The 24,304-nt window shown below is 67.2% G+C and carries 37 protein-coding genes; 32 read left to right on the plus strand and 5 right to left on the minus strand.

Annotation, left to right across the window (positions count from 1 at the left end; translation table 11 throughout):
• The first annotated feature begins 303 nt into the window (after positions 1-303).
• From rpsJ to rplQ, 27 genes are all read left to right on the plus strand, one after another.
• The gene (gene rpsJ, locus CSW64_RS09110) at positions 304-612 is read left to right on the plus strand and encodes a 30S ribosomal protein S10 (protein WP_004616952.1); all 309 of its coding nucleotides are present in this window, start codon (positions 304-306) and stop codon (positions 610-612) included.
• Between the two features lie 13 nt (positions 613-625).
• On the plus strand, positions 626-1,411 hold the full coding sequence (rplC, locus tag CSW64_RS09115; RefSeq protein ID WP_099621807.1) for a 50S ribosomal protein L3: 786 nt from the start codon (positions 626-628) through the stop codon (positions 1,409-1,411).
• The gene (gene rplD / locus CSW64_RS09120; protein ID WP_099621808.1) at positions 1,411-2,049 is read left to right on the plus strand and encodes a 50S ribosomal protein L4; all 639 of its coding nucleotides are present in this window, start codon (positions 1,411-1,413) and stop codon (positions 2,047-2,049) included. Before rplC ends, rplD begins: the two co-directional genes overlap by 1 nt.
• Positions 2,049-2,345 carry a 50S ribosomal protein L23 gene (locus CSW64_RS09125; RefSeq protein ID WP_099621809.1) on the plus strand — a complete coding sequence of 99 codons (297 nt, stop codon included), beginning with the start codon at positions 2,049-2,051 and terminating at the stop codon, positions 2,343-2,345. Before rplD ends, CSW64_RS09125 begins: the two co-directional genes overlap by 1 nt.
• 6 nt (positions 2,346-2,351) lie before the next feature.
• Positions 2,352-3,191 (plus strand): 50S ribosomal protein L2, encoded by an 840-nt coding sequence (rplB, locus tag CSW64_RS09130; RefSeq protein ID WP_099621810.1) that lies wholly within the window; start codon positions 2,352-2,354, stop codon positions 3,189-3,191.
• Positions 3,192-3,194: 3 nt separating this feature from the next.
• Positions 3,195-3,473 (plus strand): 30S ribosomal protein S19, encoded by a 279-nt coding sequence (gene rpsS, locus CSW64_RS09135; protein WP_099621811.1) that lies wholly within the window; start codon positions 3,195-3,197, stop codon positions 3,471-3,473.
• 5 nt (positions 3,474-3,478) lie between these two features.
• Positions 3,479-3,859: a 50S ribosomal protein L22 gene (rplV, locus tag CSW64_RS09140; RefSeq protein WP_099621812.1), complete on the plus strand. Its 381-nt coding sequence runs from the start codon at positions 3,479-3,481 to the stop codon at positions 3,857-3,859.
• Entirely contained in the window at positions 3,859-4,617 is a 759-nt protein-coding gene (gene rpsC / locus CSW64_RS09145; protein ID WP_099621813.1) for a 30S ribosomal protein S3, read from the plus strand. The genes rplV and rpsC overlap by 1 nt, the downstream gene beginning before the upstream one ends.
• 5 nt (positions 4,618-4,622) lie before the next feature.
• Entirely contained in the window at positions 4,623-5,054 is a 432-nt protein-coding gene (gene rplP / locus CSW64_RS09150) for a 50S ribosomal protein L16 (RefSeq protein ID WP_099621814.1), read from the plus strand.
• A gap of 1 nt (position 5,055) precedes the next feature.
• On the plus strand, positions 5,056-5,247 hold the full coding sequence (rpmC, locus tag CSW64_RS09155; protein WP_099621815.1) for a 50S ribosomal protein L29: 192 nt from the start codon (positions 5,056-5,058) through the stop codon (positions 5,245-5,247).
• 11 nt (positions 5,248-5,258) lie between these two features.
• Positions 5,259-5,498: a 30S ribosomal protein S17 gene (gene rpsQ, locus CSW64_RS09160; protein ID WP_099621816.1), complete on the plus strand. Its 240-nt coding sequence runs from the start codon at positions 5,259-5,261 to the stop codon at positions 5,496-5,498.
• A gap of 20 nt (positions 5,499-5,518) precedes the next feature.
• Complete coding sequence (gene rplN, locus CSW64_RS09165; RefSeq protein WP_099621817.1) at positions 5,519-5,887, plus strand: 50S ribosomal protein L14; 369 nt, start codon at positions 5,519-5,521, stop codon at positions 5,885-5,887.
• Positions 5,887-6,201, plus strand: coding sequence for a 50S ribosomal protein L24 (gene rplX, locus CSW64_RS09170; protein ID WP_099621818.1), 315 nt, complete (start codon positions 5,887-5,889; stop codon positions 6,199-6,201). The genes rplN and rplX overlap by 1 nt, the downstream gene beginning before the upstream one ends.
• Positions 6,194-6,751 (plus strand): 50S ribosomal protein L5, encoded by a 558-nt coding sequence (gene rplE, locus CSW64_RS09175; RefSeq protein WP_099621819.1) that lies wholly within the window; start codon positions 6,194-6,196, stop codon positions 6,749-6,751. The genes rplX and rplE overlap by 8 nt, the downstream gene beginning before the upstream one ends.
• A 20-nt stretch (positions 6,752-6,771) precedes the next feature.
• Positions 6,772-7,077, plus strand: coding sequence for a 30S ribosomal protein S14 (rpsN, locus tag CSW64_RS09180; RefSeq protein WP_099621820.1), 306 nt, complete (start codon positions 6,772-6,774; stop codon positions 7,075-7,077).
• Positions 7,078-7,090: 13 nt separating this feature from the next.
• The gene (gene rpsH / locus CSW64_RS09185) at positions 7,091-7,486 is read left to right on the plus strand and encodes a 30S ribosomal protein S8 (protein WP_099621821.1); all 396 of its coding nucleotides are present in this window, start codon (positions 7,091-7,093) and stop codon (positions 7,484-7,486) included.
• 1 nt (position 7,487) lies between these two features.
• Positions 7,488-8,021, plus strand: a complete 534-nt coding sequence (rplF, locus tag CSW64_RS09190; protein WP_099621822.1) for a 50S ribosomal protein L6 — start codon at positions 7,488-7,490, stop codon at positions 8,019-8,021.
• A 2-nt stretch (positions 8,022-8,023) separates the two neighbouring features.
• A complete protein-coding gene (rplR, locus tag CSW64_RS09195) occupies positions 8,024-8,380 on the plus strand; it encodes a 50S ribosomal protein L18 (protein ID WP_099621823.1) in 357 nt (118 codons plus the stop codon).
• An 11-nt stretch (positions 8,381-8,391) separates the two neighbouring features.
• Positions 8,392-8,997, plus strand: a complete 606-nt coding sequence (gene rpsE, locus CSW64_RS09200; protein ID WP_099621824.1) for a 30S ribosomal protein S5 — start codon at positions 8,392-8,394, stop codon at positions 8,995-8,997.
• Positions 8,998-9,000: 3 nt separating this feature from the next.
• Positions 9,001-9,186, plus strand: coding sequence for a 50S ribosomal protein L30 (rpmD, locus tag CSW64_RS09205; protein ID WP_099621825.1), 186 nt, complete (start codon positions 9,001-9,003; stop codon positions 9,184-9,186).
• A 114-nt stretch (positions 9,187-9,300) separates the two neighbouring features.
• Positions 9,301-9,786, plus strand: a complete 486-nt coding sequence (gene rplO, locus CSW64_RS09210; RefSeq protein ID WP_099621826.1) for a 50S ribosomal protein L15 — start codon at positions 9,301-9,303, stop codon at positions 9,784-9,786.
• A gap of 81 nt (positions 9,787-9,867) precedes the next feature.
• Entirely contained in the window at positions 9,868-11,223 is a 1,356-nt protein-coding gene (secY, locus tag CSW64_RS09215) for a preprotein translocase subunit SecY (protein WP_099621827.1), read from the plus strand.
• 52 nt (positions 11,224-11,275) lie between these two features.
• A complete protein-coding gene (locus CSW64_RS09220) occupies positions 11,276-11,848 on the plus strand; it encodes an adenylate kinase (RefSeq protein WP_099621828.1) in 573 nt (190 codons plus the stop codon).
• A gap of 301 nt (positions 11,849-12,149) precedes the next feature.
• On the plus strand, positions 12,150-12,518 hold the full coding sequence (gene rpsM / locus CSW64_RS09225; RefSeq protein ID WP_099621829.1) for a 30S ribosomal protein S13: 369 nt from the start codon (positions 12,150-12,152) through the stop codon (positions 12,516-12,518).
• A 15-nt stretch (positions 12,519-12,533) separates the two neighbouring features.
• Complete coding sequence (gene rpsK, locus CSW64_RS09230; protein WP_010919150.1) at positions 12,534-12,923, plus strand: 30S ribosomal protein S11; 390 nt, start codon at positions 12,534-12,536, stop codon at positions 12,921-12,923.
• A gap of 76 nt (positions 12,924-12,999) precedes the next feature.
• The gene (locus tag CSW64_RS09235; RefSeq protein ID WP_099621830.1) at positions 13,000-14,016 is read left to right on the plus strand and encodes a DNA-directed RNA polymerase subunit alpha; all 1,017 of its coding nucleotides are present in this window, start codon (positions 13,000-13,002) and stop codon (positions 14,014-14,016) included.
• 162 nt (positions 14,017-14,178) lie between these two features.
• The gene (rplQ, locus tag CSW64_RS09240) at positions 14,179-14,592 is read left to right on the plus strand and encodes a 50S ribosomal protein L17 (protein WP_099621831.1); all 414 of its coding nucleotides are present in this window, start codon (positions 14,179-14,181) and stop codon (positions 14,590-14,592) included.
• Between the two features lie 64 nt (positions 14,593-14,656).
• Here the strand turns inward: rplQ and CSW64_RS22475 are convergent, their stop codons facing one another.
• Genes CSW64_RS22475 through CSW64_RS09260 form a run of 4 tightly spaced genes read right to left on the minus strand, consistent with a single transcriptional unit; the run spans position 14,657 to position 16,916 of the window.
• Entirely contained in the window at positions 14,657-14,932 is a 276-nt protein-coding gene (locus CSW64_RS22475) for a type II toxin-antitoxin system RelE/ParE family toxin (RefSeq protein ID WP_099621832.1), read from the minus strand.
• A complete protein-coding gene (locus CSW64_RS09250) occupies positions 14,920-15,129 on the minus strand; it encodes a CopG family transcriptional regulator (protein ID WP_245863878.1) in 210 nt (69 codons plus the stop codon). The genes CSW64_RS22475 and CSW64_RS09250 overlap by 13 nt, the downstream gene beginning before the upstream one ends.
• A 43-nt stretch (positions 15,130-15,172) precedes the next feature.
• Positions 15,173-16,030: an ABC transporter permease subunit gene (locus CSW64_RS09255; protein WP_099621833.1), complete on the minus strand. Its 858-nt coding sequence runs from the start codon at positions 16,028-16,030 to the stop codon at positions 15,173-15,175.
• Positions 16,020-16,916, minus strand: a complete 897-nt coding sequence (locus tag CSW64_RS09260) for an ABC transporter ATP-binding protein (protein ID WP_099621834.1) — start codon at positions 16,914-16,916, stop codon at positions 16,020-16,022. The genes CSW64_RS09255 and CSW64_RS09260 overlap by 11 nt, the downstream gene beginning before the upstream one ends.
• Before the next feature lie 136 nt (positions 16,917-17,052).
• Between CSW64_RS09260 and CSW64_RS09265 the strand changes: the two genes are divergently transcribed.
• The gene (locus CSW64_RS09265; protein WP_099624186.1) at positions 17,053-18,267 is read left to right on the plus strand and encodes an alkaline phosphatase family protein; all 1,215 of its coding nucleotides are present in this window, start codon (positions 17,053-17,055) and stop codon (positions 18,265-18,267) included.
• 57 nt (positions 18,268-18,324) lie between these two features.
• On the opposite strand, the gene CSW64_RS09270 is transcribed toward CSW64_RS09265, so the two are convergent.
• Positions 18,325-19,701 carry a metallophosphoesterase gene (locus CSW64_RS09270; RefSeq protein ID WP_245863879.1) on the minus strand — a complete coding sequence of 459 codons (1,377 nt, stop codon included), beginning with the start codon at positions 19,699-19,701 and terminating at the stop codon, positions 18,325-18,327.
• A gap of 189 nt (positions 19,702-19,890) precedes the next feature.
• On the opposite strand from CSW64_RS09270, the gene CSW64_RS09275 reads away from it, so the two are divergent.
• The 4 genes from CSW64_RS09275 (at position 19,891) to CSW64_RS09290 (ending at position 24,303) form a co-directional block, all read left to right on the plus strand.
• Positions 19,891-22,131 carry a TonB-dependent receptor gene (locus CSW64_RS09275; RefSeq protein ID WP_099621835.1) on the plus strand — a complete coding sequence of 747 codons (2,241 nt, stop codon included), beginning with the start codon at positions 19,891-19,893 and terminating at the stop codon, positions 22,129-22,131.
• Between the two features lie 150 nt (positions 22,132-22,281).
• Positions 22,282-23,151, plus strand: coding sequence for an AraC family transcriptional regulator (locus CSW64_RS09280; protein WP_099621836.1), 870 nt, complete (start codon positions 22,282-22,284; stop codon positions 23,149-23,151).
• Between the two features lie 328 nt (positions 23,152-23,479).
• Positions 23,480-23,947 carry a VOC family protein gene (locus CSW64_RS09285; protein ID WP_099621837.1) on the plus strand — a complete coding sequence of 156 codons (468 nt, stop codon included), beginning with the start codon at positions 23,480-23,482 and terminating at the stop codon, positions 23,945-23,947.
• 17 nt (positions 23,948-23,964) lie between these two features.
• Complete coding sequence (locus CSW64_RS09290) at positions 23,965-24,303, plus strand: ArsR/SmtB family transcription factor (protein WP_099624188.1); 339 nt, start codon at positions 23,965-23,967, stop codon at positions 24,301-24,303.
• Position 24,304: the final 1 nt, after the last annotated feature.

The raw sequence follows: 24,304 nt of genomic DNA on the forward strand, positions 1-24,304 counted from the left end.
CTGCGCAACGCACTTGACGCGGGCGAGTCGCCGACGTAAAAGCCGCCCTCCTGTTGGACCGGCTGTGCACCTCGGTGCAGACGCGGCCCGCGGAACGAACCGTCCTATGGCCTCCCATCAAAGGTGTGGCCGCGGATGGGGACCAGGTCCTTGCGGATGTCCGTGGGGGCCACTTCGTTTTTGCGGACGTCGCGTGTCCGGATGGTTCTCCCCCGCGGGGGAGGGGTGTTCGGGTTGGTCTTTGAAATGTCTAAGCACGCGGGCGCCCGCCTAACTGGGAACCCTTTGGGAAACACGAGCGATATGGATCGTCAGAACATCCGCATCCGGCTCAAGGCCTTCGATCACCGCGTGCTGGATCATTCCACGCGCGAGATCGTGAATACGGCCAAGCGCACGGGCGCCACCGTCCGGGGGCCGATCCCCCTGCCCACGCTCATCGAGAAATTCACCGTCAACCGTTCGCCGCACGTCGACAAGAAGTCGCGCGAACAGTTCGAAATCCGCACGCACAAGCGCGTGCTGGATATCGTCGATCCGACCCCGCAGACGGTGGACGCGCTGATGAAGCTCGACCTGTCGGCCGGCGTCGACGTCGAGATCAAGCTGTAGGGAGCCGCACGTTATGACTCTCCCCGCAAACCGCACCGGCGTGATCGCCAAGAAGCTGGGCATGACCCGCTTCTTCGACGAAGCCGGCCAGCACGTTCCGGTGACCGTGCTTAGCCTCGACGGCTGCCAGGTCACGGCCCAGCGCACCGTTGAGAAGGATGGCTACACCGCCCTCCAGCTCGGCGCCGGCGCCAAGAAGGCCAAGAACGAGTCCAACGCTCTGCGTGGCCACTTCGCCAAGGCTCAGGTCGAGCCCAAGCGCGTCGTCACCGAATTCCGCGTCACGGAAGACGCTCTGATCGACGTGGGCGCGGAACTGACCGCCGACCACTACGTCGCCGGCCAAAAGGTTGACATCCAGGGCATCACCGTCGGTAAGGGTTTCGCCGGCGCCATGAAGCGCTGGAACTTCGGCGGCATGCGCGCCACGCACGGCGTCTCGGTCTCGCACCGCGCCCACGGTTCGACGGGCAACCGTCAGGATCCGGGCCGGACGTTCCCGGGCAAGAAGATGGCCGGTCACCTCGGTCAAGAAACCGTCACCACCCTGAACCTCACGGTCTGGAAGGTCGACGTCGAGCGTGGCCTGATCCTGATCAAGGGCGCCGTTCCGGGCGCCGAAGGCTCCTACGTGAAGGTTCGCGACGCGATCAAGAAGGCGGCTCCGGCCGACCTGCCGCGTCCGGGCGCCTTCCGCAAGGCCGGCGAAGCGCCGGTCGCCGCCGCTGAGCCGGCGGTCGAGGAAGCCCCGGCCTCTGAAGCTCCGGCTGCCGAAGCCGCGCAAGAGGGCGAAGCGTAATGAAACTCGACGTCATCAAGCTTGACGGCGCCAAGGCCGGTTCGGTCGATCTCGACGACGCCATCTTCGGCATCGACGAGATCCGCGGGGACATCCTGCAGCGCGTCGTCACCTGGCAGCTGGCCAAGCGCCGCTCCGGGAACCACAAGATCCAGGTCCGCAACGAGGTCTCTCGTACGGGCAAGAAGATGTACAAGCAGAAGGGCACCGGCGGCGCCCGTCACGGCTCGCGCCGGGCGGCTCAGTTCGTCGGCGGCGCCAAGGCCCACGGGCCGGTGGTCCGCAGCCATGCCTTCGACCTGCCCAAGAAGGTCCGCGCCCTGGCCCTGCGCCACGCGCTGTCCTCCAAGGCCAAGTCGGGCTCGCTCGTCGTCCTGGACTCCGCTGAACTGTCTGAAGCGAAGACGGCCGCTCTGCGCGCCAACTTCGAGAAGATCGGTCTGAAGAACGCCCTGATCATCGCTGGTCCGGAAGTGGACGCCAACTTCAAGCTGGCCGCCCGCAACATTCCGAACGTTGATGTGCTGCCGAACGCCGGCCTGAACGTCTATGACGTGCTGCGCCGCGGGACCCTGGTCCTGACCAAGTCGGCCGTCGAAGGCATCTCGGCCCGCTTCGCTGAGAAGGAAGCCGCGTAATGACCGCCACCGCTCGCCATTACGACACCATCCTGGCTCCGGTGATCACGGAAAAGGCCACTCTGCTCAGCGAGCAGAACAAGGTCGTCTTCCGCGTCGCCCAGGACGCCACCAAGGACGAGATCGCCGCGGCGGTCGAGGCGCTGTTCAAGGTGAACGTGACCAAGGTCAACACCCTGAACGTCAAGGGCAAGACCAAGCGTTTCCGCGGTCGCGCCGGCCGTCGTTCCGACGTCAAGAAAGCGATCGTGACGCTGGCCGACGGCCAGTCGATCGACATCACCACGGGGCTCTAAGACAAGATGGCTCTGAAGCAATTCAACCCGACTTCGCCCGGCCGTCGCGGCCTGGTGCTGGTCGACCGGAGCGAGCTCCACAAGGGCAAGCCCGAGAAGAAGCTGGTCGAAGGCCTGACGAAGTCGGGCGGTCGCGGCGGCAACGGCCGTATCGCGGTCCGCTTCCGCGGCGGCGGCGCCAAGCGCCTGTACCGCCTGGTCGACTTCAAGCGTCGCAAGTGGAACGTTCCGGCCACGGTCGAGCGTCTCGAGTACGACCCGAACCGCACCGCGTTCATCGCGCTGATCAAGTACGAAGACGGCGAGCTGGCCTACATCCTGGCCCCGCAACGCCTGAAGGCCGGCGATGTGGTCATCGCTTCGGAAAAGGTCGACGTGAAGCCCGGCAACGCGGCTCCGCTGAGCGGCCTGCCGATCGGCACCATCGTGCACAACGTCGAGCTGAAGCCCATGAAGGGCGGCCAGATCGCCCGTTCGGCCGGCGCCTACGCCCAGCTGGTCGGTCGTGACGGCGGCTACGCCCAGATCCGCCTCGGCTCGGGCGAGCTGCGCATGGTGCAGGACACCTGCATGGCCACGGTCGGCGCCGTCTCGAACCCGGATCACATGAACCAGGTTCTCGGCAAGGCCGGTCGCGTCCGTCACATGGGCTTCCGTCCGCACGTCCGCGGCGTCGCCATGAACCCGATCGACCACCCGCACGGTGGTGGTGAAGGTCGCACCTCGGGCGGCCGGACGCCGGTCACGCCGTGGGGCAAGGACACCAAGGGTTCCAAGACCCGCACCAACAAGGCCACGGATAAGTTCATCATCCGGTCGCGCCATAAAGCGAAGAAGGGCCGCTAAGCCATGACCCGCTCTGTCTGGAAGGGCCCGTTCGTCGACGGCTATCTGCTGAAGAAGGCAGACGCCGCCCTGAACTCGGGCCGCAAGGATGTGATCAAGACCTGGTCGCGTCGCTCCACGATCATGCCGCAGTTCGTCGGCCTGACCTTCGGCGTCCACAACGGCCAAAAGCATGTGCCCGTGTCCGTGTCGGAAGACATGGTCGGCCACAAGCTCGGCGAGTTCGCCCCGACCCGGAACTTCCCGGGCCACGCGGCGGACAAGAAGGCCAAGAGGAAGTAGGCCCGATGAGCAAGCCCCAAACCGTTCGCCGCCTCAGCGGCGTCGAAGCTCAGGCCAAGGTGCGCACCCTGCGCACCTCGGCCCGCAAGCTGAACCTCGTGGCCCAGTCGATCCGCGGCCTGAAGGTGCAGCGTGCGCTGAACGAACTCGAGTTCAGCCACAAGCGCATCGCTCAGGACGTCCGGAAGGCGCTCTACAGCGCCATCTCGAACGCCGAGAACAACCACAACCTCGACATCGACTCCCTGGTCGTCGCCGAGGCCTATGTGGGCAAGAACCTGATTATGAAGCGCTTCTCCGCCCGCGCCCGCGGCCGGTCCTCGCGCATCGAAAAGCCGTTCTCCGAGATCACGATTGTGGTCCGCGAACTGGGTGAGGCCGCCTGATGGGTCAGAAAGTCAATCCGGTCGGGCTTCGGCTCGGCGTCAACCGTACCTGGGACAGCCGCTGGTTCGCCGACGGCAAGGAATACGGCCGTCTGTTGCACGAGGACATCAAGGTCCGTCGCGAGCTGAAGAAGCGCCTCGGCGCCGCCGGCATCTCGCGCATCGTGATCGAGCGTCCGCACAAGAAGTGCCGCATCACCATCTATGCCGCGCGCCCGGGCGTGATCATCGGCAAGAAGGGCGCGGACATCGAGAAGCTGCGCAAGGACGTCGCGGCGATGACCGGTGGCGAAGTCCACCTGAACATCGTCGAAATCCGCAAGCCGGAAACCGACGCCCAGCTGGTGGCCGAGAACATCGCCCAGCAGCTCGAGCGCCGCGTGGCCTTCCGCCGCGCGATGAAGCGCACCATGCAGTCGACCATGCGTCTGGGCGCCAAGGGCGTTCGGATCAATGTGTCGGGCCGCCTGGGCGGCGCGGAAATCGCCCGTATGGAATGGTACCGCGAAGGTCGCGTTCCGCTGCACACGCTGCGCGCGGACATCGACTACGGCTTCGCGGAAGCCAAGACCACCTACGGCATCATCGGCGTGAAGACCTGGATCTTCAAAGGCGAGGTGCTGGAGCACGACCCGATGGCGCTGGACAAGCGTCTGGCGTCCGAATCCGGCCCGGCCGGCGAGGGCGGCGGTCGTGACCGTGATGATCGTGGACCCCGCGGCCCGCGCCGCGATCGCGGCCCGCGCGCTGAGGCGTAACGAACATGCTGTCTCCGAAGAAAACCAAGTACCGGAAGGCCTTCAAGGGCCGCATCCACGGCACCGCCAAGGGCGGCACCCTGCTGAACTTCGGCTCCTACGGCCTGAAGTCGGTCGAGCCGGAGCGCATCACGGCGCGTCAGATCGAAGCGGCCCGCCGCGCGATCACCCGCCACATGAAGCGCCAGGGCCGGGTGTGGATCCGCATCTTCCCGGACCTGCCGGTCACCGACAAGCCGGCCGAAGTCCGGATGGGTAAGGGCAAGGGCGCGGTCGACTACTGGGCCGCGCGCGTTCACCCGGGTCGCATCATGTTCGAGATCGACGGCGTCGCCGACGATATCGCCCGTGAAGCCCTGAAGCTCGGCGCCGCCAAGCTTCCGGTGAAGACCCGCATCGTCACCCGCATCGACGCGGGCGTGGCTGCGGAGCACTGAGATGAAGATCGACGAAGTCCGGGCCATGACGGCCGACCAACTCGCCGAGTCCCTGCTGAACCTGAAGAAGGAGCAGTTCAACCTGCGCTTCCAGGCAGCGACGGGCCAGGTCGAGAAGACCCACCGCGTGAATGAGATCCGCAAGGATATCGCGCGGATCAAGACCGTGCTGCGCGCCAAGAAAGCCGCGTAGAGGAGATCGATATGCCGAAACGTATTCTCGAAGGCGTGGTCGTCTCCGACAAGGGCGACAAGACCGTTGTGGTGAAGGTCGAACGGACCTTCCTGCATCCGCTGCTGAAGAAGACCGTGCGCCGGTCCAAGAAGTATCACGCTCACGACGAAGCCAACGCCTACAAGGCGGGGGAAGTCGCCAAGATCGTCGAGTGCGCGCCGAAGTCCAAGCTGAAGACCTGGGAAGTGCTTCCCAAGGCTTCCGCCTAAAGAGTCTGGAAGGTTAAGCCATGATCCAGATGCAGACTAACCTGGACGTCGCCGATAATTCGGGCGCTCGCCGGGTCATGTGCATCAAGGTGCTGGGCGGCGCCAAGCGTCGCTACGCCCACGTCGGGGACAAGATCGTCGTCTCCGTCAAGGAAGCCATTCCGCGCGGCCGCGTGAAGAAGGGCGATGTGCTGCAAGCCATCGTCGTTCGCACGTCGCAGGCCATCAAGCGCAAGGACGGCTCGGTCATCCGCTTCGACAAGAACGCGGCCGTGATCGTCAACAAGTCGAGCGAGCCGATCGGCACGCGGATCTTCGGCCCGGTTCCCCGTGAACTGCGCGCCAAGAACCACATGAAGATCATCTCCCTCGCGCCGGAGGTGCTGTAATGGCCGCTAAGATCAAGAAGGGCGACCGCGTCGTCGTCCTGACCGGCAAGGACAAGGGCAAGAGCGGCGACGTCATCCGCGTGCTTCCGAAGGAAGAGCGCGTCGTCGTCGGCGGCCTGAACATGGTCCAGCGCCACACCAAGCCGTCGCAGCTCGATCCCAACGGCGGCATCAAACACAAGGAAGCCCCGCTCCACGTCTCGAACGTGGCTCTGGTGGATTCCAAGGGCAAGCCCACCCGCGTCGGCTTCCGTACGGAAGGCGACAAGAAGGTGCGCTTCGCCAAGACCACCGGTGAGGTGATCAATGGCTGATAAGTACGAACCGCGGTTGAAGACCGTCTATCGCGAGCGCATCCGCGCCGCGATGAAGGAACAGTTCAACTACACCAACGAGATGCAGATCCCGAAGCTGGACAAGATCGTCCTGAACATGGGGATCGGCGAAGCCGTGGCGGACTCCAAGAAGGCCGCCGCCGCGATGAAGGACCTGGCCGCGATCGCGGGTCAGAAGCCTGTCGCGACCAAGGCTCGCAAGTCCGTGGCGCAGTTCAAGATCCGCGAAGGCATGACGATCGGCGCCAAGGTCACCCTGCGCTCCGACCGCATGTACGAATTCCTGGACCGTCTGATCACGATCGCCCTGCCGCGCGTGAAGGACTTCCGGGGCCTGAACGGCAACAGCTTCGACGGCCGCGGCAACTACGCCATGGGCCTGAAGGAACACATCGTGTTCCCGGAGATCAACTATGACCAGATCGACCAGATCTGGGGCATGGACATCGTTGTCGCCACCACTGCGAAGACCGACGATGAAGCGCGCGCGCTTCTCAAGGAATTCCAGTTCCCGTTCAACAACGTCTAGAGCGGGAAGAGGACAAGGACATGGCCAAGAAGAGCGCCGTCAACCGCAACGAAGCCGTCAAGAAGCTCGTCAAGCAGCTGGCCGCCAAGCGCGCCGCGCTGAAGGCGACCGCCAACGACGAATCGCTGCCGCTCGAAGAACGTTTTGAAGCCCGGCTGAAGCTCGCGAAGCTGCCGCGCAACTCCGCCGCCACGCGCATCCGTAACCGGTGCGAAGTGACGGGGCGTCCGCGCGCCTACTATCGCAAGCTGAAGATGAGCCGGATCGCGCTGCGGGAGCTCGGCTCCCAGGGCCTGATCCCCGGTCTCGTGAAGTCGAGCTGGTAAGGGGAGGGAGACAATGGTCAACGACCCCATCGGCGATATGATCGCCCGCATCAAGAACGCCGCCCAGCGCAAGCGTTCGAAGGTCTCCACCCCGGCGTCGAAGATGCGCGCTCGCGTGCTCGACGTCCTGACGTCCGAAGGCTACATCCGCGGCTATACGCTCGTGGAAAAGCCGGGCGCCTTCCCGGAGTTCGAGATCGAACTGAAGTACTTCGACAACGAGCCGGTGATCGTCGAGATCCGTCGCGTTTCGAAGCCGGGCCGCCGCGTCTACTCGTCCATCAAGGACCTGAAGCCGGTGAAGAACGGCCTGGGCATCTCGATCCTGTCGACGCCCCGTGGCGTGATGTCGGACACCGCTGCTCGCGACGCCAACGTCGGCGGCGAAGTCCTCTGCCGGGTGTACTGATATGAGCCGTATCGGAAAGAAAGCCGTGGCGATCCCCTCCGGGGCGACCGTCACCCTCGACGGCCAGACGGTCACGGTGAAGGGCCCCAAGGGGCAGCTCTCCTGGACGGTCTCCGACGAGATCGAGATCAAGCAGGAAGGCGCCGAGCTGACGCTCTCGCCGCGCAACGACACCGCCCGCGCCCGCGGGATGTGGGGTCTGTCGCGCACCCTGGTGAACAACATGGTCGTGGGCGTCACCGCCGGCTACGAGGAAACCCTCGAACTGGTCGGCGTCGGTTACCGCGCGGCTCTGAAGGGCACCGCCCTGTCGATGCAGCTCGGCTTCAGCCACGACGTGGACATTCCGGCCCCGGCCGGGATCACCTTCGCCGTGCCGAAGCAGACCGAAGTCAAGATCGCCGGCATCGACAAGCAGCTGGTCGGTGAAACCGCGGCCAAGATCCGTCGCATCCGTCCGCCGGAGCCCTATAAGGGCAAGGGCGTCCGGTACGCCGGCGAGAAGGTTCGCCGCAAGGAAGGCAAGAAGAAGTAGTCATGGCGCTCTCTCCTCGCGAATCCCATGTGCGTCGCGCTCAGCGCAACCGCACGCGCCTGAAGGCGTTGTCGAACGGTCGTCCGCGCCTGTCGGTCTTCCGCTCGAGCAAGAACATCTACGCCCAGGTCATCGACGATCTGAACGGCGTGACCCTGGCTTCCGCTTCCACCCTGGAAAGCGACAAGAAGGCCAAGGGCGCCGACAAGGACGCCGCGGCTCTGGTCGGCAAGCTGGTCGCCGAACGTGCGATCGAGAAGGGCGTCAAGGACGTCGTCTTCGATCGTGGCGGTTACATCTATCACGGTCGGGTGAAGGCGCTGGCGGATGCCGCGCGTGAAGCCGGCCTGAACTTCTAAGGAGCGATCAGATGGCTCGTGAACCCCGTGGTGGTGGTGACGGTCAGCGTCGCGACCGTCGTGACCGTAACGCCCCCGCCGAGGAGCGTGCGGACAGCGACATCGTCGAGAAGCTGGTCCACATCAACCGCGTCGCCGCCACCGTGAAGGGCGGTCGTCGCTTCAGCTTCGCCGCTCTGATGGTCGTCGGCGACCAGAAGGGCCGCGTCGGCTTCGGTCATGGCAAGGCGCGTGAAGTGCCGGAAGCCATCCGCAAGGCGACCGAAGAGGCCAAGAAGTCGATGATCCGCGTTCCGCTGCGCGAATCCCGCACGCTGCACCACGACGGCAACGGCCGTTGGGGCGCCGGCAAGGTGATGGTCCGCGCGGCGCCTCCGGGCACCGGCGTCATCGCCGGCGGTCCGATGCGCGCGGTGCTGGAAACCCTCGGCGTCCAGGACGTCGTGGGCAAGTCCACCGGCTCGTCCAACCCCTACAACATGGTCCGCGCCACGTTTGAGGCGCTGAAGGCCCAGAGCTCGCCCCGCCAGATCGCCGCCAAGCGCGGCAAGAAGGTCGGCGACATCATGGGTCGTCGGACCGACGGCGCTTCGGCGCCGGATGCGATCGAGGGCTAATCCATGGCCGAGAACAAGACCATCACCGTCCGCCAGACGGCCAGCCCGATCCGCCGCAAGTCGGATCAGCGCGCCACCCTGGTGGGTCTGGGCCTCAACCGCGTCGGCCGCGTCCGCACGCTCGAGGACACCCCCTCCGTCCGTGGGATGATCGCCAAGGTCGCCCACATGGTGGAAGTGGTCGACTAGACCCTGTATACAGCGCCGCCCGTCCCGCGACCCCGCAGGACGGGCGGACTCTATTTCTATCCAGCCGAGTCGGGGGCAGGGGCTCCCGGCGCCAGATCTCCAAGGAGAGGCATCATGACGAAACTCAATGAACTCGCGCCGCAGGAAGGCTCCACCAAGAGCCGCATGCGCGTCGGCCGCGGCCCGGGCTCGGGCAAGGGCAAGACCGGCGGTCGCGGCGTGAAGGGCCAGAAGTCCCGTAGCGGCGTCGCTATCGGCGGCTTCGAGGGCGGCCAGATGCCGCTGCACATGCGCATGCCCAAGCGCGGCTTCAACAACCCGTTCGCCAAGCAACTGGTCGAAGTGAACTTCTGGCGCATCGAGCAGGCCATCGCGGCCGGCAAGCTGGACGCCAAGAAGGCCATCGACGCCGACGTGCTGCTGGCCGCCGGCGTGATCCGCCGCAAGAAGGACGGCGTCAGCCTGCTCGGCAAGGGCGAGCTGAAGTCCAAGATCGAGATCACCGTCTACCGCGCCTCGGAAGCCGCCAAGGCGGCCATCGAGAAGGTCGGCGGCAAGCTGACCGTGACCCGCCCGGCCAAGGCCGAAGCGGAAGCCTAAGCCACAAGGGGAAACCGCCGGGTGACAAGGCCCGGCGGCGTCCCTATTTGTGACGCTCACTGAAGAGTCGCGGGGAAGTCCATGGCCTCGGCCGCCGAGCAGCTAGCCGCCAACCTCAACTTCGGCGCCTTCCAGAAGGCGACGGAGCTGCACAAGCGTATCTGGTTCACCCTGATCGCGATGGTCATCTATCGCCTGGGCACCTACATCCCGATCCCGGGCATCGACCCGGCCGCCTTCTCGCAGGCCTTCAGCGGCCAGGCGCAGGGCATCCTCGGGATGGTCAACATGTTCTCGGGCGGCGCCGTCGAGCGGATGGCCATCTTCGCCCTGAACGTGATGCCCTACATCTCGGCCTCGATCATCGTGCAGCTGCTGCAGACGGTCTACCCGCCCTGGGAAAAGCTGAAGAAGGAAGGCGGCGAAGCCGGCCGGAAGCAGCTCAACCAGTACACCCGCTATCTCACCGTCGTCCTGGCCCTGTTCCAGGCGGGCGGCATCGCGTTCGGCCTGCAGGCCCAGCAGGGCCTGGTCGTCGCGCCCGGACCGTTCTTCATCATCTCGACCATCGTCACCCTGACGGGCGGCACGATGTTCCTGATGTGGCTCGGCGAGCAGATCACCAGCCGCGGCGTCGGCAACGGCATCAGCCTGATCATCTTCGCCGGCATCGTCGCGGTCCTGCCGCGCAGCATCTGGCAGCTGTTCGAGCAGGCCCAGGTCGGCTCGCTGCAGGTCTGGCACCTGTTCGTGCTGCTGGCGCTGGCCGTCGCGGTCGTGCTGTTCATCGTCTTCATGGAGCGTTCGCAGCGCCGGCTGCTGGTGCAGTATCCCAAGCGCCAGCAGGGCAACCGCGTCGTCGGCGGCGAGACCTCCTTCCTGCCGCTGAAGGTCAACACCGCGGGCGTCATCCCGCCGATCTTCGCCTCGTCGCTGCTGCTGCTGCCGGCGACGGCCGCGGGCTTCCTGACGCCGGAGAAGCTGCCGGCCTGGGCCCAGTGGCTGCCGGAAGTGGTGCGCCTGCTGCAGCATGGGCAGCCGCTGTTCATGGCCCTGTACGCGGCCCTGATCATCTTCTTCTGCTTCTTCTACACCTCGGTGGTGTTCAATCCGCAGGAGACGGCCGAGAACCTCCGCAAGTACGGCGGCTTCCTGCCGGGGATCCGCCCGGGCAAGCGCACCGCCGACTACCTCGAATACGTACTGACCCGCCTGACGGTGATCGGCGCCGCCTACATCACCGCCGTGTGCCTGCTGCCCGAGCTGATGGTGACGTTCCTGAACGCGCCGCAAGGGGCCCGGGCCCTGGGCGGCACCTCGATCCTGATCGTGGTGTCGGTGACCATGGACACGGTCGCGCAGATCCAGTCGCACCTGCTGGCGCACCAGTACGAGGGCCTCATCAAGAAGTCGAAGCTGCGCGGCGGACGCCGCTAGGCCGAAACGGAGGAAGCCCCGCCGTCGAGAGCGGGGCGAGGGGAGAAGTCGGATGAACCTGATCCTGTTCGGACCGCCCGGAAGCGGAAAGGGCACCCAGGCCAAGCGTCTCGTCGATGAGCGCGGCATGGTGCAGCTTTCCACCGGCGACATGCTTCGGGCGGCGATCGCCTCGGGGTCTGAGATCGGCCTGCGGACGAAGGACATCATCGCCCGCGGCGACCTGGTGCCGGACGAGATCGTCATCGCCCTGATCGAGGAGCGCCTGCCCGAGGCCGAGGCCGCCGGCGGCGCCATCTTCGACGGCTTTCCCCGCACCGTGGCCCAGGCCGAGGCGCTCGACGCCATGCTGGCCCGCCGCGGCGCCAAGATCGACACGGTCGTGCGCCTGCTGGTCGATGACGAGGCGCTGCTGCGCCGGATCACCGGCCGCTTCGAGGAGCAGGGGCGTCCGGACGACAATCCCGAGTCGTTCAAGACCCGCCTCGGCGCCTACAACGCCCAGACCGCGCCGCTGCTGCCGTACTACGAGGCGCAGGGCAAGATTCGGAGCGTCGACGGCATGGGTTCGCCGGACGAGGTCTCCAAAGCCATTCGCGAGTCGCTGGAAACAGTTGCGGCGTAGGAGTCATCGCTGAGTCGCCGGAGAATCCTGGCGGTCTCGGCGAGGGCTCTGGACTGAAATGAACGGGCGAAACGGGGCTGTGGGACGGGTTTCCACTGTTCCCGGGGCGTCCACTGCCGGATCGGCCAGTAAAACTGGTCATTCGGCATTGACGGAAGCGCAACGATCCCTATAACGGTGCGCTTCCGCGAAAGGCGCGACTCCCGCGTCGGCTCAAAGTGCAAGCTGAGGGCCGGAGCGCGTGTTGCGTTTGGTTTTGCGCGTGCGCCCCAGCGGTGCAGCAGGTTAGAGAGAATTAGACTTGGCCCGTATCGCAGGCGTCAACATTCCGACCAACAAGCGCGTTCTGATCGCGCTGCAGTACATCCATGGCATCGGCCCGAAGTCCGCTCAGGACATCGTCACGAAGGTTGGCATCGAAGACGCCCGCCGCGTGAACCAGTTGACCGACCAGGAAGTGCTGCAAATCCGCGAGACCATCGACCGCGACTACACCGTCGAGGGCGATCTGCGTCGCGAGACTTCGGTCAACATCAAGCGTCTGATGGACCTGGCCTGCTACCGCGGCCTGCGTCACCGCAAGGGCCTGCCGGTCCGCGGTCAGCGCACCCACACGAACGCCCGCACCCGCAAGGGTCCGGCGAAGCCGATCGCCGGCAAGAAGAAGTAAGAGAGAGCCTAGTCGATGGCCAAGGAACCGGCTCGCGTCAAACGCCGCGAACGCAAGAACATCACCTCGGGCGTGGCGCACGTGAACGCCTCGTTCAACAACACCATGATCACCATCACCGACGCTCAGGGGAACACCATCTCCTGGTCGAGCGCCGGCATGATGGGCTTCAAGGGTTCGCGCAAGTCGACCCCGTACGCCGCCCAGATGGCCGCCGAAGACGCGGGCAAGAAGGCGGCCGAGCACGGCGTGAAGACCCTGGAAGTGAACGTCTCCGGTCCGGGTTCGGGCCGTGAATCGGCCCTGCGCGCTCTGCAGGCCGCTGGCATGACGATCACCACCATCCGTGACGTGACCCCGATCCCGCACAACGGCTGCCGGCCCCCGAAGCGCCGGCGAGTCTGAGTTCGACTATCCGACCTTCCCGTCGCCGGCCGTGCTTTTCGCGGCCGGCGAACCCGCGTTCCAAGGACATCGCCCCGTGATCGAAAGAAACTGGAACGAGCTCATCCGCCCCGAAAAGCCGCTGATCGAGAACGGCGCCGACGCCAGCCGCAAGGCTCGCATCGTCGCCGAGCCTCTGGAGCGCGGTTTTGGGGTGACGCTCGGCAACGCGCTGCGTCGCGTTCTCCTCTCCTCCCTGCAAGGCGCGGCCGTGACGGCCGTCCAGATCGACGGCGTCGTGCACGAGTTCTCCTCGCTGGAAGGCGTGCGTGAGGACGTCGTCGACATCGTTCTCAACATCAAGCAGCTCGCCCTCCGCATGCATTCGGAAGGCCCCAAGCGCATGACCCTGCGCGCCAAGGGCCCGGGCGCGGTCACCGCCAGCCAGATCGACGTCCCCTCGGACATCGAGATCCTGAACGGCGACCATGTGCTCTGCACCCTGGACGACGGCGCCGAAGTGCGCATGGAGTTCACGGTCAACAACGGCAAGGGCTACGTCCCGGCCGACCGCAACCGTCCGGAAGACGCGCCGATCGGCCTGATCGCCGTCGACGCCCTGTACAGCCCGGTCAAGCGCGTCGCCTACCGTGTCGAGCCGACCCGTCAGGGCCAGTCGCTGGACTACGACAAGCTGGTGCTGGAAGTCGAAACCAACGGCGCCGTCGGCCCGGTGGACGCGGTGGCCTACGCCGCCCGCATCCTGCAGGACCAACTGCAGATCTTCATCACCTTCGAAGAGCCGAAGGCGAAGACCGACAGCGAGTCGAAGCCGGAACTGCCGTTCAACCCGGCGCTGCTGAAGAAGGTCGACGAGCTGGAGCTGTCGGTCCGTTCGGCCAACTGCCTGAAGAACGACAACATCGTCTACATCGGCGACCTGATCCAGAAGACGGAGGCGGAGATGCTCCGCACGCCGAACTTCGGCCGCAAGTCGCTGAACGAGATCAAGGAAGTGCTCGCGGGCATGAACCTGCATCTCGGCATGGACGTGCCGAACTGGCCGCCCGAAAACATCGAAGACCTGGCCAAGAAGTTCGAAGACCAGATCTAAGTCGCGTACCGCGCCTGTTCCCGGATCGGCCGCAAGGCCGGTCCGGGGTCCATCGAAGCCGCATCGCGGCGGAGGACCCCGGCGCATCGTTCTGAACCTGGCGGGAACCGCAGCCGGGATTGGTGATGACCACTGCAGGGCTTGAGGCCCGGGAGAACTACAATGCGTCACGGTAAAGCACACCGTAAGCTGGGCCGCACCCAGAGCCACCGCGCCGCCATGTTCGCGAACATGTCGGCTTCGCTGATCAAGCACGAGCAGATCGTCACCACCCTGCCGAAGGCGAAGGAGCTGCGTCCGATCGTCGAGAAGCTGGTCACGCTCGGCAAGCGCGGCGACCTGCACGCTCGCCGTCAGGCCATCAGCCAGATCCGCGACATCGAGCAGGTCGGCAAGCTCTTCGCCGTCCTCGGCCCGCGCTACAAGGACCGCAACGGCGGCTACATCCGCGTCCTGAAGGCCGGCTTCCGCTACGGCGACAACGCCCCGATGGCCGTGATCGAGTTCGTCGATCGCGACGTCAACGAAAAGGGCAAGGACTCCGGTCCGGTCCAGACCTTCGCCGGCGACGAGTAAGTCGACAGCGACCGTCCAGAGATACGAAAGGCCCCGGAGCGATCCGGGGCCTTTTGCTTTTGAGTTAGGGCCTAGGCCGCCGCGCTGCTTGGCGAATGTGCACGATATAGACCTCGGTCTCGCGCACTCGATAGAAGATCAGATACGGGCGCACCGTGGTCAGTTTCCGAAGCGACCCTCGCGCCTGCGCGTCGCGCTCGGCATGATCTGCAAGGGTTTCTGTGGCGTCCTGAATGAGCCGGGCCAGGCGATCGGCGGCGAGCGGATTGTCTTTGGCGATGAACGCCCTGATGCGTTTCAGGTCGTCCCGGGCTCTCCGGGCCCAGACTACTCGCCACATTCAGGAGGCGGGAGTTCGTTCTCCGTCCCCCACGAGCGCACCCAGCGCATGACGGCCTCGTTGCTGATGACGCGGCCTGCCGCGATATCGGCTTCAGCCTCCGCGATCGCTCGTTCGTCTTCCTGGTCGAGCTCGTCGAGCAGGTCGAACTCGACGGCCTGATCCTCGACGCCAGGGATGTCGCTGTCGTCTTCCATCCCCGAAGGCTAGCACGCGACGCGCGAATGTTCCACTCTTGTTCTACTCCCGCGTCAGATCCTGGCGGCGGAAGAGGAACAGCGCCAGGGCGACCAGGCCGACCAGCCAGGCCAGCAGGAAGGCCAGGGCGAAGGGTGCGCTGGTCGGTTGGGCGTAGGCGGGGGTATCCATCGCGATGGCGCTCTTCACCGTGTTGACGCTGAGCGCGGGCAGGGCGGCCAGCCAGTGCAGGGGCGGATCATGCGGCGTGGGGAAGCCCTTCTGCGCGCCGGCGATGACGAAGCCCTGGACCAGCCAAAGGCCGATCGGGACCAGCAGGGCCGCGACGCCGTTGCGCGTCGCCACCGCGACGCAGGCGGCCACCGCGGCGAGCGTCATGAGCTCGAGCCAGCAGATCAGGAACAGGCCGGCGAAGGCGCTGACGGCCTCGCCCGGGTTGCGGCTGAGGGCTATCGGGCTGCCCACGATCAGCGCGTCGATGATCCCGCCGAGGAGCCGGCCGATGATCAGGGCGACCAGACCCGCGGCGGCGGCCACCCCGAAGGTCAGCAGCTTGCCGAGCATCAGGTTGATGCGGGTGTTGCGCGGGGTGAGCAGTCGCCAGGTCTCCCACCGGTAGTCCCCGGCCAGCACCTGCGACGCGCAGATCATGAAGAATATCTGCGCCAGGAAGAAGCCGGAGATGTTCAGGGCGCTCATCGCCTGTTGGCTCAGGTCGACGGCGCTGCCCAGCACCGTCGCGGGGTCGTGACCGCTCTTGCCGACGACGAAGGCCATGAAGACGGCGTTTCCGATCGCCGACAGCATGACCACGATCGGCACGAAGAGCAGGCTCCAGAACAGCGTGCCCCTGGCCTTGGACAGGCGCAGCCGTTCGGCGGCGAAGGCGTCAGCGAGCATCGGCGGCGTCTCCGGTCAGGTTGAGGAACACCGTCTCCAGGTCGCCGCCGATCCAGCGGGCCTCGACGATGTCGACGCCGCTGGTCGCCAGGGCGCGGATCAGGCCCGGCGCCTCGGCGCGGGTCACGGTCGCCAGCACGGCGCCGTCGCCGTCGGGCGCGCCGCGCTCGCCCAGCGTTTCCAGCACCTTGGCGATCGGCGCGGCGGTCAGGCGCAGGCGTTCGTGGACGGCGGTCAGCTGGTCCACCCCGCCTTCGCCGACCAGCTTGCCGCGGTCGAGGATGGCGACGCGGTCGCAGACCCGCTGCACCTCGTCGAGCTGGTGGCTGGCCAGGATGATGGTCACCCCGTCCTTGTCGGCCAGCTCGCGCATCAGGGTGCGCATCTCCAGGATCCCGGCCGGGTCCATGCCGCTGGTCGGTTCGTCGAGGATGAGCAGCTCGGGCTGGGTCAGCAGGGCGGCGGCCAGGGCCAGGCGCTGCTTCATGCCGACCGAGAAGCCGTGGACCTTGCGGTCGGCGGCCTCGGTCAGGCCCACCCGGGCCAGCCAGCGGTCGATCTCGGGCGCCTCCTGGCCGGAGGCGCGGGCCAGCATCCGCAGGGTGTCGCGCGCGGTCAGCCAGGGCAGGAACCGCGGCGTCTCGATCACCGCCCCGATCCTGCGCAGGGCCCCGATGTCGCCGGCCGGCGCGCCGAGCAGACGGGTCTCGCCGCTGGTCGGTCGCACCAGGCCCAGGACGATGCGGAACAGGGTGCTCTTGCCGGCGCCGTTCGGCCCCAGCACGCCGTAGATGCCGCCGCGCGGCGCTTTCAGCGACAGGCCGTCCAGCGCCTTGACGGTCCCGAAGGCCTTGCTCACGGTCGCGGCTTCGAGCGCGTAACTCATCGGATCATCGGCGGTCCCCGCCCGCGGTTGCCAAGGGCCGCGTCATCGAACCGCGACATGCGGCGACTATGACCGGCGCCGTCGAGTCCGCCAAGCCGCCCCGGCGGGGCATGGACAAGAGTTCATGGAGCGTTGGATGCCGTCGATGCGGGGCCTGTTGCTGGGCCTGTTTCTCGTCCTGGCGGCGCCGGCCGCGTTCGCCGCGGAGCGGACGCCGCTGATCCTGGTCTCGATCGACGGCTTCCGCGCCGAGTACCTGCAGCGGGGCCTGACTCCGGCCCTGAGCGCGCTGGCGGCCGAGGGCGCGCGGGCCCAGGCGATGCGCCCGTCCTTTCCGGTGAACACCTTCCCCAACCACTACACCCTGGTCACCGGCCTGCGGCCCGACCATCACGGCCTGACCGACAACACCATGTTCGACCCGGCCCGCCCGGGCGTGAAGTTCCACATGGGCGCCCGCGACCAGGTCGCGGACCGCTTCTGGTGGGACGGCGGCGAGCCGATCTGGGTGGGGGCCGAGCGCCGCGGCGTGAAGACCGCCACGATGTTCTGGCCGGGCTCGGAGACGGACGTGCGCGGCGTCCGCCCCTCGATCTGGCGGCCCTACGCCAAGGAGACGCCGGCCTTCGACCGGGTCGACCAGCTGCTCGGCTGGCTGGACCTGCCGGCGGCGGACCGCCCGGTCTTCATGACCCTCTACTTCGAGGCCGTCGACAGCCAGGGTCACCACGGCGGCCCGCGCAGCCCGGAACTGGAGCAGGCCTTGCGCGACGTCGACGCGGCCCTGGCGAGGCTGGTCGCGGGGCTGAAGGCGAGGGCGCTCTACGACGCGGTCAACGTCATCGTGGTTTCGGATCACGGCATGGCCGAGACCTCACCCGACCGCGTGGTCTTCCTGGACGACATCCTTCCCGTCGACGCCTTCACGCCGGTGACCGTGGGCTCGATGGCGGGAGTGATCCCGGCCTCGCCGGAGGCGGAGCGCCGCCTGGTCGGCCGGCACGATCATCTGGAATGCTGGCGCAAGGCGGAGATGCCGCCGCGCCTGCACTACGGGACCCATGTCCGGATCCCGCCGGTGATGTGCCTGGCCGCCGGCGGCTGGATCGTCACCACCCGCGCCCGCTGGGCGCAGTGGACGATGAAGGGCCCCGGCGGGGCCCACGGCTTCGATCCACTGGCTACGGACATGCAGGCGATCTTCGTCGCCCGCGGTCCGGCGATCCGACCGGGCGTGGTGCTGCCGGCGTTCGACAACGTCTCTGTCTATCCGCTGCTGGCGCGCCTGCTGGACATCCCGCCGGCCTCCAACGACGGCCGGCTGGAGGACGTCGCCGCGGCGCTGCGGTGAGCTCTTCTTCCGTCATCCTCGCGCTTGTCGCGGGGATGACGAGGGGGCGGGCGGCCGCTAGCCCAGCAGCGCCTTGGCGGCCACGGCCTTGAGGCGCAGGTCGGGGACTTCGCGGAAGGCCAGGTCCGACGCGCCGAAGTATTCCGCCTGGTTCATGGCGTTCCAATCGGTGGTGACGATCCGCGCGGTCTCGCCGGGCGCCTTCGCCTCGGCGCCGTAGAGGAAGTCGCCGTTGCGCTCGGCCAGCGGCATCGGCCGATCCTGGTTCGCGCGGGCCAGGAAGGCGGCCAAGCGTTCACGAGGAATCTCGGCGACCATCAGCTTCCCTTCGAACCGCACCACGGCGTCGAAGGCATGGCGCGACACGGGTCCGGCCGGCAGGCCTGTTCCCAGGGTCGTGTGGCCGATGAAGCCGGCGTCGGCGCCGGCGGCGCGGGCCATGGCGGCGGCGACGGCGCGGCCCGTCTCGCCCAGCGTCAGGACCTTGGGCGCGACGCCGAGGATCGCCTTCTCCTGGTCGGTCAGGGTCTGGGCCAAGGTCGCCGGGATCAGCGCCGCCAGGCGAGGCGAGGGGGCCGCGTCGGCCGCGACGGGGATCGAGGCCGCCTCGGCCGCGCCGTCGGCCCGCAGGTCGATGGCGGTGTAGGCGTTGCTCCAGGATCCGGTGTGGACATAGAGGCTGCGGCCGCGGCGGTGCTGGAACAGCAGGTGGTTGTGGCCGCCGACCATCACCGTCTTCTCGGGCAGCAGCGGCAGGATCTCGCGATCCGCAGCCACGCCGGCGTGGCTCATCACCATGGAGAGATCGGCGCCGGCCAGGGCCTGGGCGAGGCTGGCCCGCGCCCAGTCGCCGGGGACGGGGATCAATAACGCGGGCCGGCTTTCCTTCGGATAGGTGTTCAGGGAATTGGTCGCGACGCCGACCACGCGCAGCCTGCGGCGGCCGAAGGGCAGGTCCGCGCTCGCGGGCGCGTAGGGTTTGCCCGTGCGCGTATCGACGATGGTGCTGACCACGGTGATCCCCTGGCCTTGCAGGCGGGCGACCACCTGGGCCAGGTCCAGGGTGATGTCGTTGTCGTGGTTGCCCAGGTTGAACACCGTCGGCGCGATCCTGGGCAGGGCGGCCAGGAAGGCCCAGTCGACGGCGCCATCCGAACGCGTCGCCGCGACGTTGCCGTGCTCGAAGGTGTCGCCGTTGATCGCTATGACGTGCGGGACCCGCGGATGGGCGGCGACCTCGGCCTCCAGGGCGGCGAGCAGCTGGCCGGTCCGCTCGTAGGCGGAATGCAGGTCCGACATCGCCAGGATGCGGCCCGCGACAGGCGCGGCGGCGAAGGCGGTCAGCAGCGGGGCGGCGGCGGTCGCCGCCAGCCCGCCGAGAAGGAGACGACGGCGATCGGTCAGACGATCGGCGGGGGGCAGGAACTGGGACACCGGTCCACTTCCCACTCTTTGAGGCGTCGGGCAACGTGCGCAAGCCGCCGAAACAGACGCCAGGTCGTGATTTCTGTTGCACTGTGGCCGCGTTGCGAAAACTTCATACGATAACAGGGTTTTATCCTGGAGCTTTCAGACGCTCCGGCCTAGGTGACGCGCGTTCAGCTTCCCCGGGGATTCCTCATCATGACTCGTCGTCTCAGCGCGCTCGCCGGCTCGGCCAGCGGCCTGGCTCTTCTCATCGCAACGCCCGCTCTGGCCGAGACGGCCGAGGCCGCGCCGGCCGCGGTCACGGTCGAGGACATCGTCGTCACCGCCCAGCGCCGCAGCGAGAACATCCGTGACGTGCCGTTCGCCGTCACCGCGATGAACAAGGAGTCGGTCACGGCGATCGCCGCCGGCGGCGGCGACATCCTGCAGCTGTCGGCCCGGGTGCCCAGCCTGCAGGTCGAAAGCTCCAACGGCCGCTACGCCCCGCGCTTCTACATCCGCGGCCTGGGCAACGTGGACTTCGACTTCAACGCCTCGCAGCCGGTCTCGATCGTGCTCGACGACGTGGTGCTCGAGAACGTCTACCTGAAGGGTTTCCCGCTGTTCGACGTGCAGCAGGTCGAAGTCCTGCGCGGGCCGCAGGGCACCCTGTTCGGCCGCAACACCCCGGCCGGCGTGGTCAAGATCGACACCGTCAAGCCGACCGACGACTTCACCGGCTTCGGCACGGTCGGCTTCGGCAACCTGGGCTCGACCCGGGCCGAGGCCGGCCTGACCATCCCGATCAGCGACACCCTGCAGGTCCGCATCGCCGGCCTGTGGAACCACCGCGACGACTGGGTCGACAACGCCTACAACCCGCCCTTCGCCAATCCGAACGACGACGACCTGGGCAACTTCGACGACCGCGCCGCCCGCGTGCACGTCGCCTGGCAGCCGACCGCCCAGCTGTCCGCCCTGCTGACCCTGCAGGCCCGCGACTACGAAGGCACCGGCACGATGAACCGCGCCAACGTGCTGACCAAGGGCTCGAACAAGCTGAACGGCAACTTCGACCGCGACCGCGTCTGGTACGACGGCGGCCGCAACAACTACCAGAAGCAGGAGACGACCTCGCAGTCGCTGCAGGTCGCCTACGACTTCGGTCCGGCGACCCTGACCGGCGTGATCGGCTCCTACCAGGGCTCGTCGGCCGGCAACGGCGACATCGACGGCGGCGTCGCCTCGGCTCCGGCCGACGCGCCCTACAAGACCCCGTTCAATTCCGAGACCGGCACCCTGGACAGCGACCTGCGCCAGGACACCTACGAGCTGCGCCTGGCCTCGAACGGCGACGGCCGTCTCGGCTGGCAGGTCGGCGCCTTCTACTGGAAGGAAAAGTTCAACCTGATCTCGGCGACCTTCAACGGCACCGGCGGCCTGACCCCGACCATCGTCACCGACATCCTGCAGAAGTCCGACTCCTGGTCGGTGTTCGGCCAGGGCAACTACCAGGTGACCGACGCCCTGAAGATCACCGCCGGCCTGCGCTACACCGACGACAGCCGCGACTTCCGCGGCCAGCGCGTCGTCGGCGCGCCGCTCGACGTGACCAAGAAGGTCGGCGACCAGCAGGTCAGCTGGGACATCAGCGCCCTGTACGAGGTCAACCCGGACGTCAACCTGTTCGCCCGCATCGCCAAGGGCTACCGCGGCCCGTCGATCCAGGGCCGGATCGCGATGTCCAACGTGGTGACCACCGCCAACTCCGAGACCGTGATGTCCTACGAGGCCGGCGTGAAGTCGCGCCTGTGGGACGGCCGGGCCCGGCTGAACGCCACCGCCTACTACTATGAAGTGACCGATCCGCAGTTCACCGCCATCGGCGGCGAGGGCAACTTCAACCAGCTGATCAACGCCGACAAGGGCGTCGGCTACGGCCTGGAAATCGACGGCGACGTCACCCTGGGCTACGGCTTCAGCGTCTCGGGCGGCTTCGCCTGGAACCACACCGAGATCAAGGACAAGGACCTGCTGGTGGCCTTCTGCGGCGCCAACTGCACGGTCACCGATCCGATCGTGAACGTCGGCGCCACCCGCCGCGCCAACATCGACGGCAACCCGTTCCCGCAGGCGCCGAAGTACACCGCCAACATCACGCTGAACTGGGAGCACACCCTCGGCAACGGCCAGGAGATCTTCGCCTCGACCGACTGGGTCATGCAGAAGGACTTCAACCTGTTCCTCTACGAGTCGGTCGAGTTCATGCAGGACACCGCCTTCGAGGGCGGGATCCGCGCCGGCTGGCGTGACCCGAGCCGCGGCCTGGAGGCCGCCGCCTACGTCCGCAACGTCACCGACGAGGCGAACGTGATCGGCGCGATCGACTTCAACAACCTGACCGCCTTCGTCAACGAGCCCCGGACCTACGGCGTCCAGCTGACCAAGCGCTTCTAGACGGACGACCAGGGACCCGGCGAGGCAGGCGCTTCGCCGGGTCTTCTTCTATGGGGCGGGCGGTTCGACGACGCCGTTTCCCGCCAAGTCAGCAAGACTTGCAAGGCCGAGCCGGGCCAGGATGGCGCTCTCAGACGTTCGGAGCGCGAGATGCCGTCGGCGGACCAGCAGCAGAGTATCGAGGCCAGGCTTCTCCGCCTGCTGGCCTATATTCACGACAATCTCGACGGGGACCTCAGCCTGGACAGGCTGGCCGAGGTCGCCTGCCTATCGCGCTTCCATTGGCATCGTGTGTTCCGCGCCATGACCGGCGAGACGCTGGCTGACGCCATCCGGCGCATCCGGCTGATCCGGGCGGCCAACGCCCTGGTGCTGGAGACCGCGCCGATGGCCGAGATCGCCGCCCGGTACGGCTATCCGAACGTCGCCAGCTTCTCGCGGGCCTTCAGCGCCGTCCATGGGACTTCCCCTGGGGCCTTCCGCGCGCGCGGGGTTCAGCTGGCCGCCGCCCTTCGCCGCAATCCCGGAGACAACAGGATGTATCCCGTGACCCTGGAAACCCTGCCGGCCGCCCGCGCCGCCGGCGTCCTGCATGTCGGTCCCTATGCGGAGGTCGGCCGGGCCTTCCAGCAGCTGGGCGGCCTGATCGCCGCCCGCGGCCTGTTTCCGCATGTTCAGGCGATGATCGGCGTCTACCACGATGCGCCGGGGTCGAAGCCGGACGCCGAGTTGCGGGCCCACGCGGCGGTGATCATCGCCGACGGCTTTCCGACGGATATCGCCGGCCTGGAGTATTTCGACCTCGCCGGCGGCCGCTACGCGGTGATGACCCACCAGGGCCCGCCCGCCACGCTCGCCGTCGCCTATGAGTGGCTCTACGGCCAATGGCTGCCGCAATCGGGGGAGGAGCCGCGCGACGCCCCGCCGATCGAGGTCTATCTCACCGACCCGCGCGTCACGCCCATGGACCAGGCCCGCACCGAGGTGCGGCTGCCTCTGGTCTCTCGCGCCGACGAGTGAACGGCCTGCGCGGCTAGAACGACACCGCGCAGCCGACGCCCGCTGCCGCTGCCTCGCCGCCCATCGGCTGGCCCTGGCCGCCAGCCATGAGCTTGCGCCGTTCTTGGGCTTGCGGGCCAGGCAGGGCGTCTGGTCCTCGACAAAGCGGCTGTCCGGTCGCGGTCGTGCTTCGGCGTCGGACGGGGCGGCGGCGGGACCAGTTCCAGGCTGACCGTCGGGGCGGATGTCGAAAGCGGGGCGCCGCGATGGCGCGATCTCGGCGAAGCCGGGTTGACGATATAATTGCAATATGCGTTAAATATTCTCGAAACCTGCAAAGGAGATCGAGATGGGCGGGAAAGCCGCGCTGACCTCCGCCGTGGTCTACAAGGACCCCAAGGCGGCGTTGAAATTCCTGGAAGAGGCCTTCGGCTTCGAGCTGACCCTGCTGATCGAGGACGAGCAGGGGAACTTGGCGCACTCCCAGATGACCTGGGGCGACGGCATGGTCATGGTCGGCAACGAATGGACCGCCGAGCATCGCAGCCCGGCCTCGATCGGCGGCCTGATGACCCAGACCGTCCATATCCAGCTGCCGGACGGGGCGGAGACGGTCGACGCCCACTGCGAGCGCGCCCGCAAGGCCGGGGCGAAGATCTTGGTCGAGCCGGAGACCCAGTTCTACGGCGACCGCACCTATCGCTGCAAAGACCCGGAAGGTCACATCTGGACCGTCAGTCAGACGGTGCAGGTCATGCATCCTGATGAATGGGACACCGCTGGCATGGGGCTGAAGACCACGGTCTTCAAGGAATGAGCCGGGCCGCGGCGCGCCTGCCCGAAACGCTGGACGACACCCTGGCGGCCCTGGCCGACCCGAACCGCCGCCGCGTGGTCGAGCTGCTGCGCGAGCGGCCCTATCGGGCCGGCGAGCTGGCCGAGGCGGCGGGCCTGACCGCGCCGGCGATGAGCCGCCACCTGCGCACCCTGCGCCAGTCGGGCATCGTCGAGGAGGCCAGCCCGGAGTTCGATGCGCCCAACTTCGACGCAAGGGTGCGCGTCTATCAGCTGAGGGCCGAGCCGATGGTTCACCTGCTGCGCTGGCTGGAAGAGACCGAACGGATGTGGAGCGAGCAGCTTCTGGCGTTCAAGGCCCATGTGGAGAAGAGCTGAG

The organism is Caulobacter mirabilis (assembly GCF_002749615.1).
GTDB lineage: Bacteria > Pseudomonadota > Alphaproteobacteria > Caulobacterales > Caulobacteraceae > Caulobacter > Caulobacter mirabilis.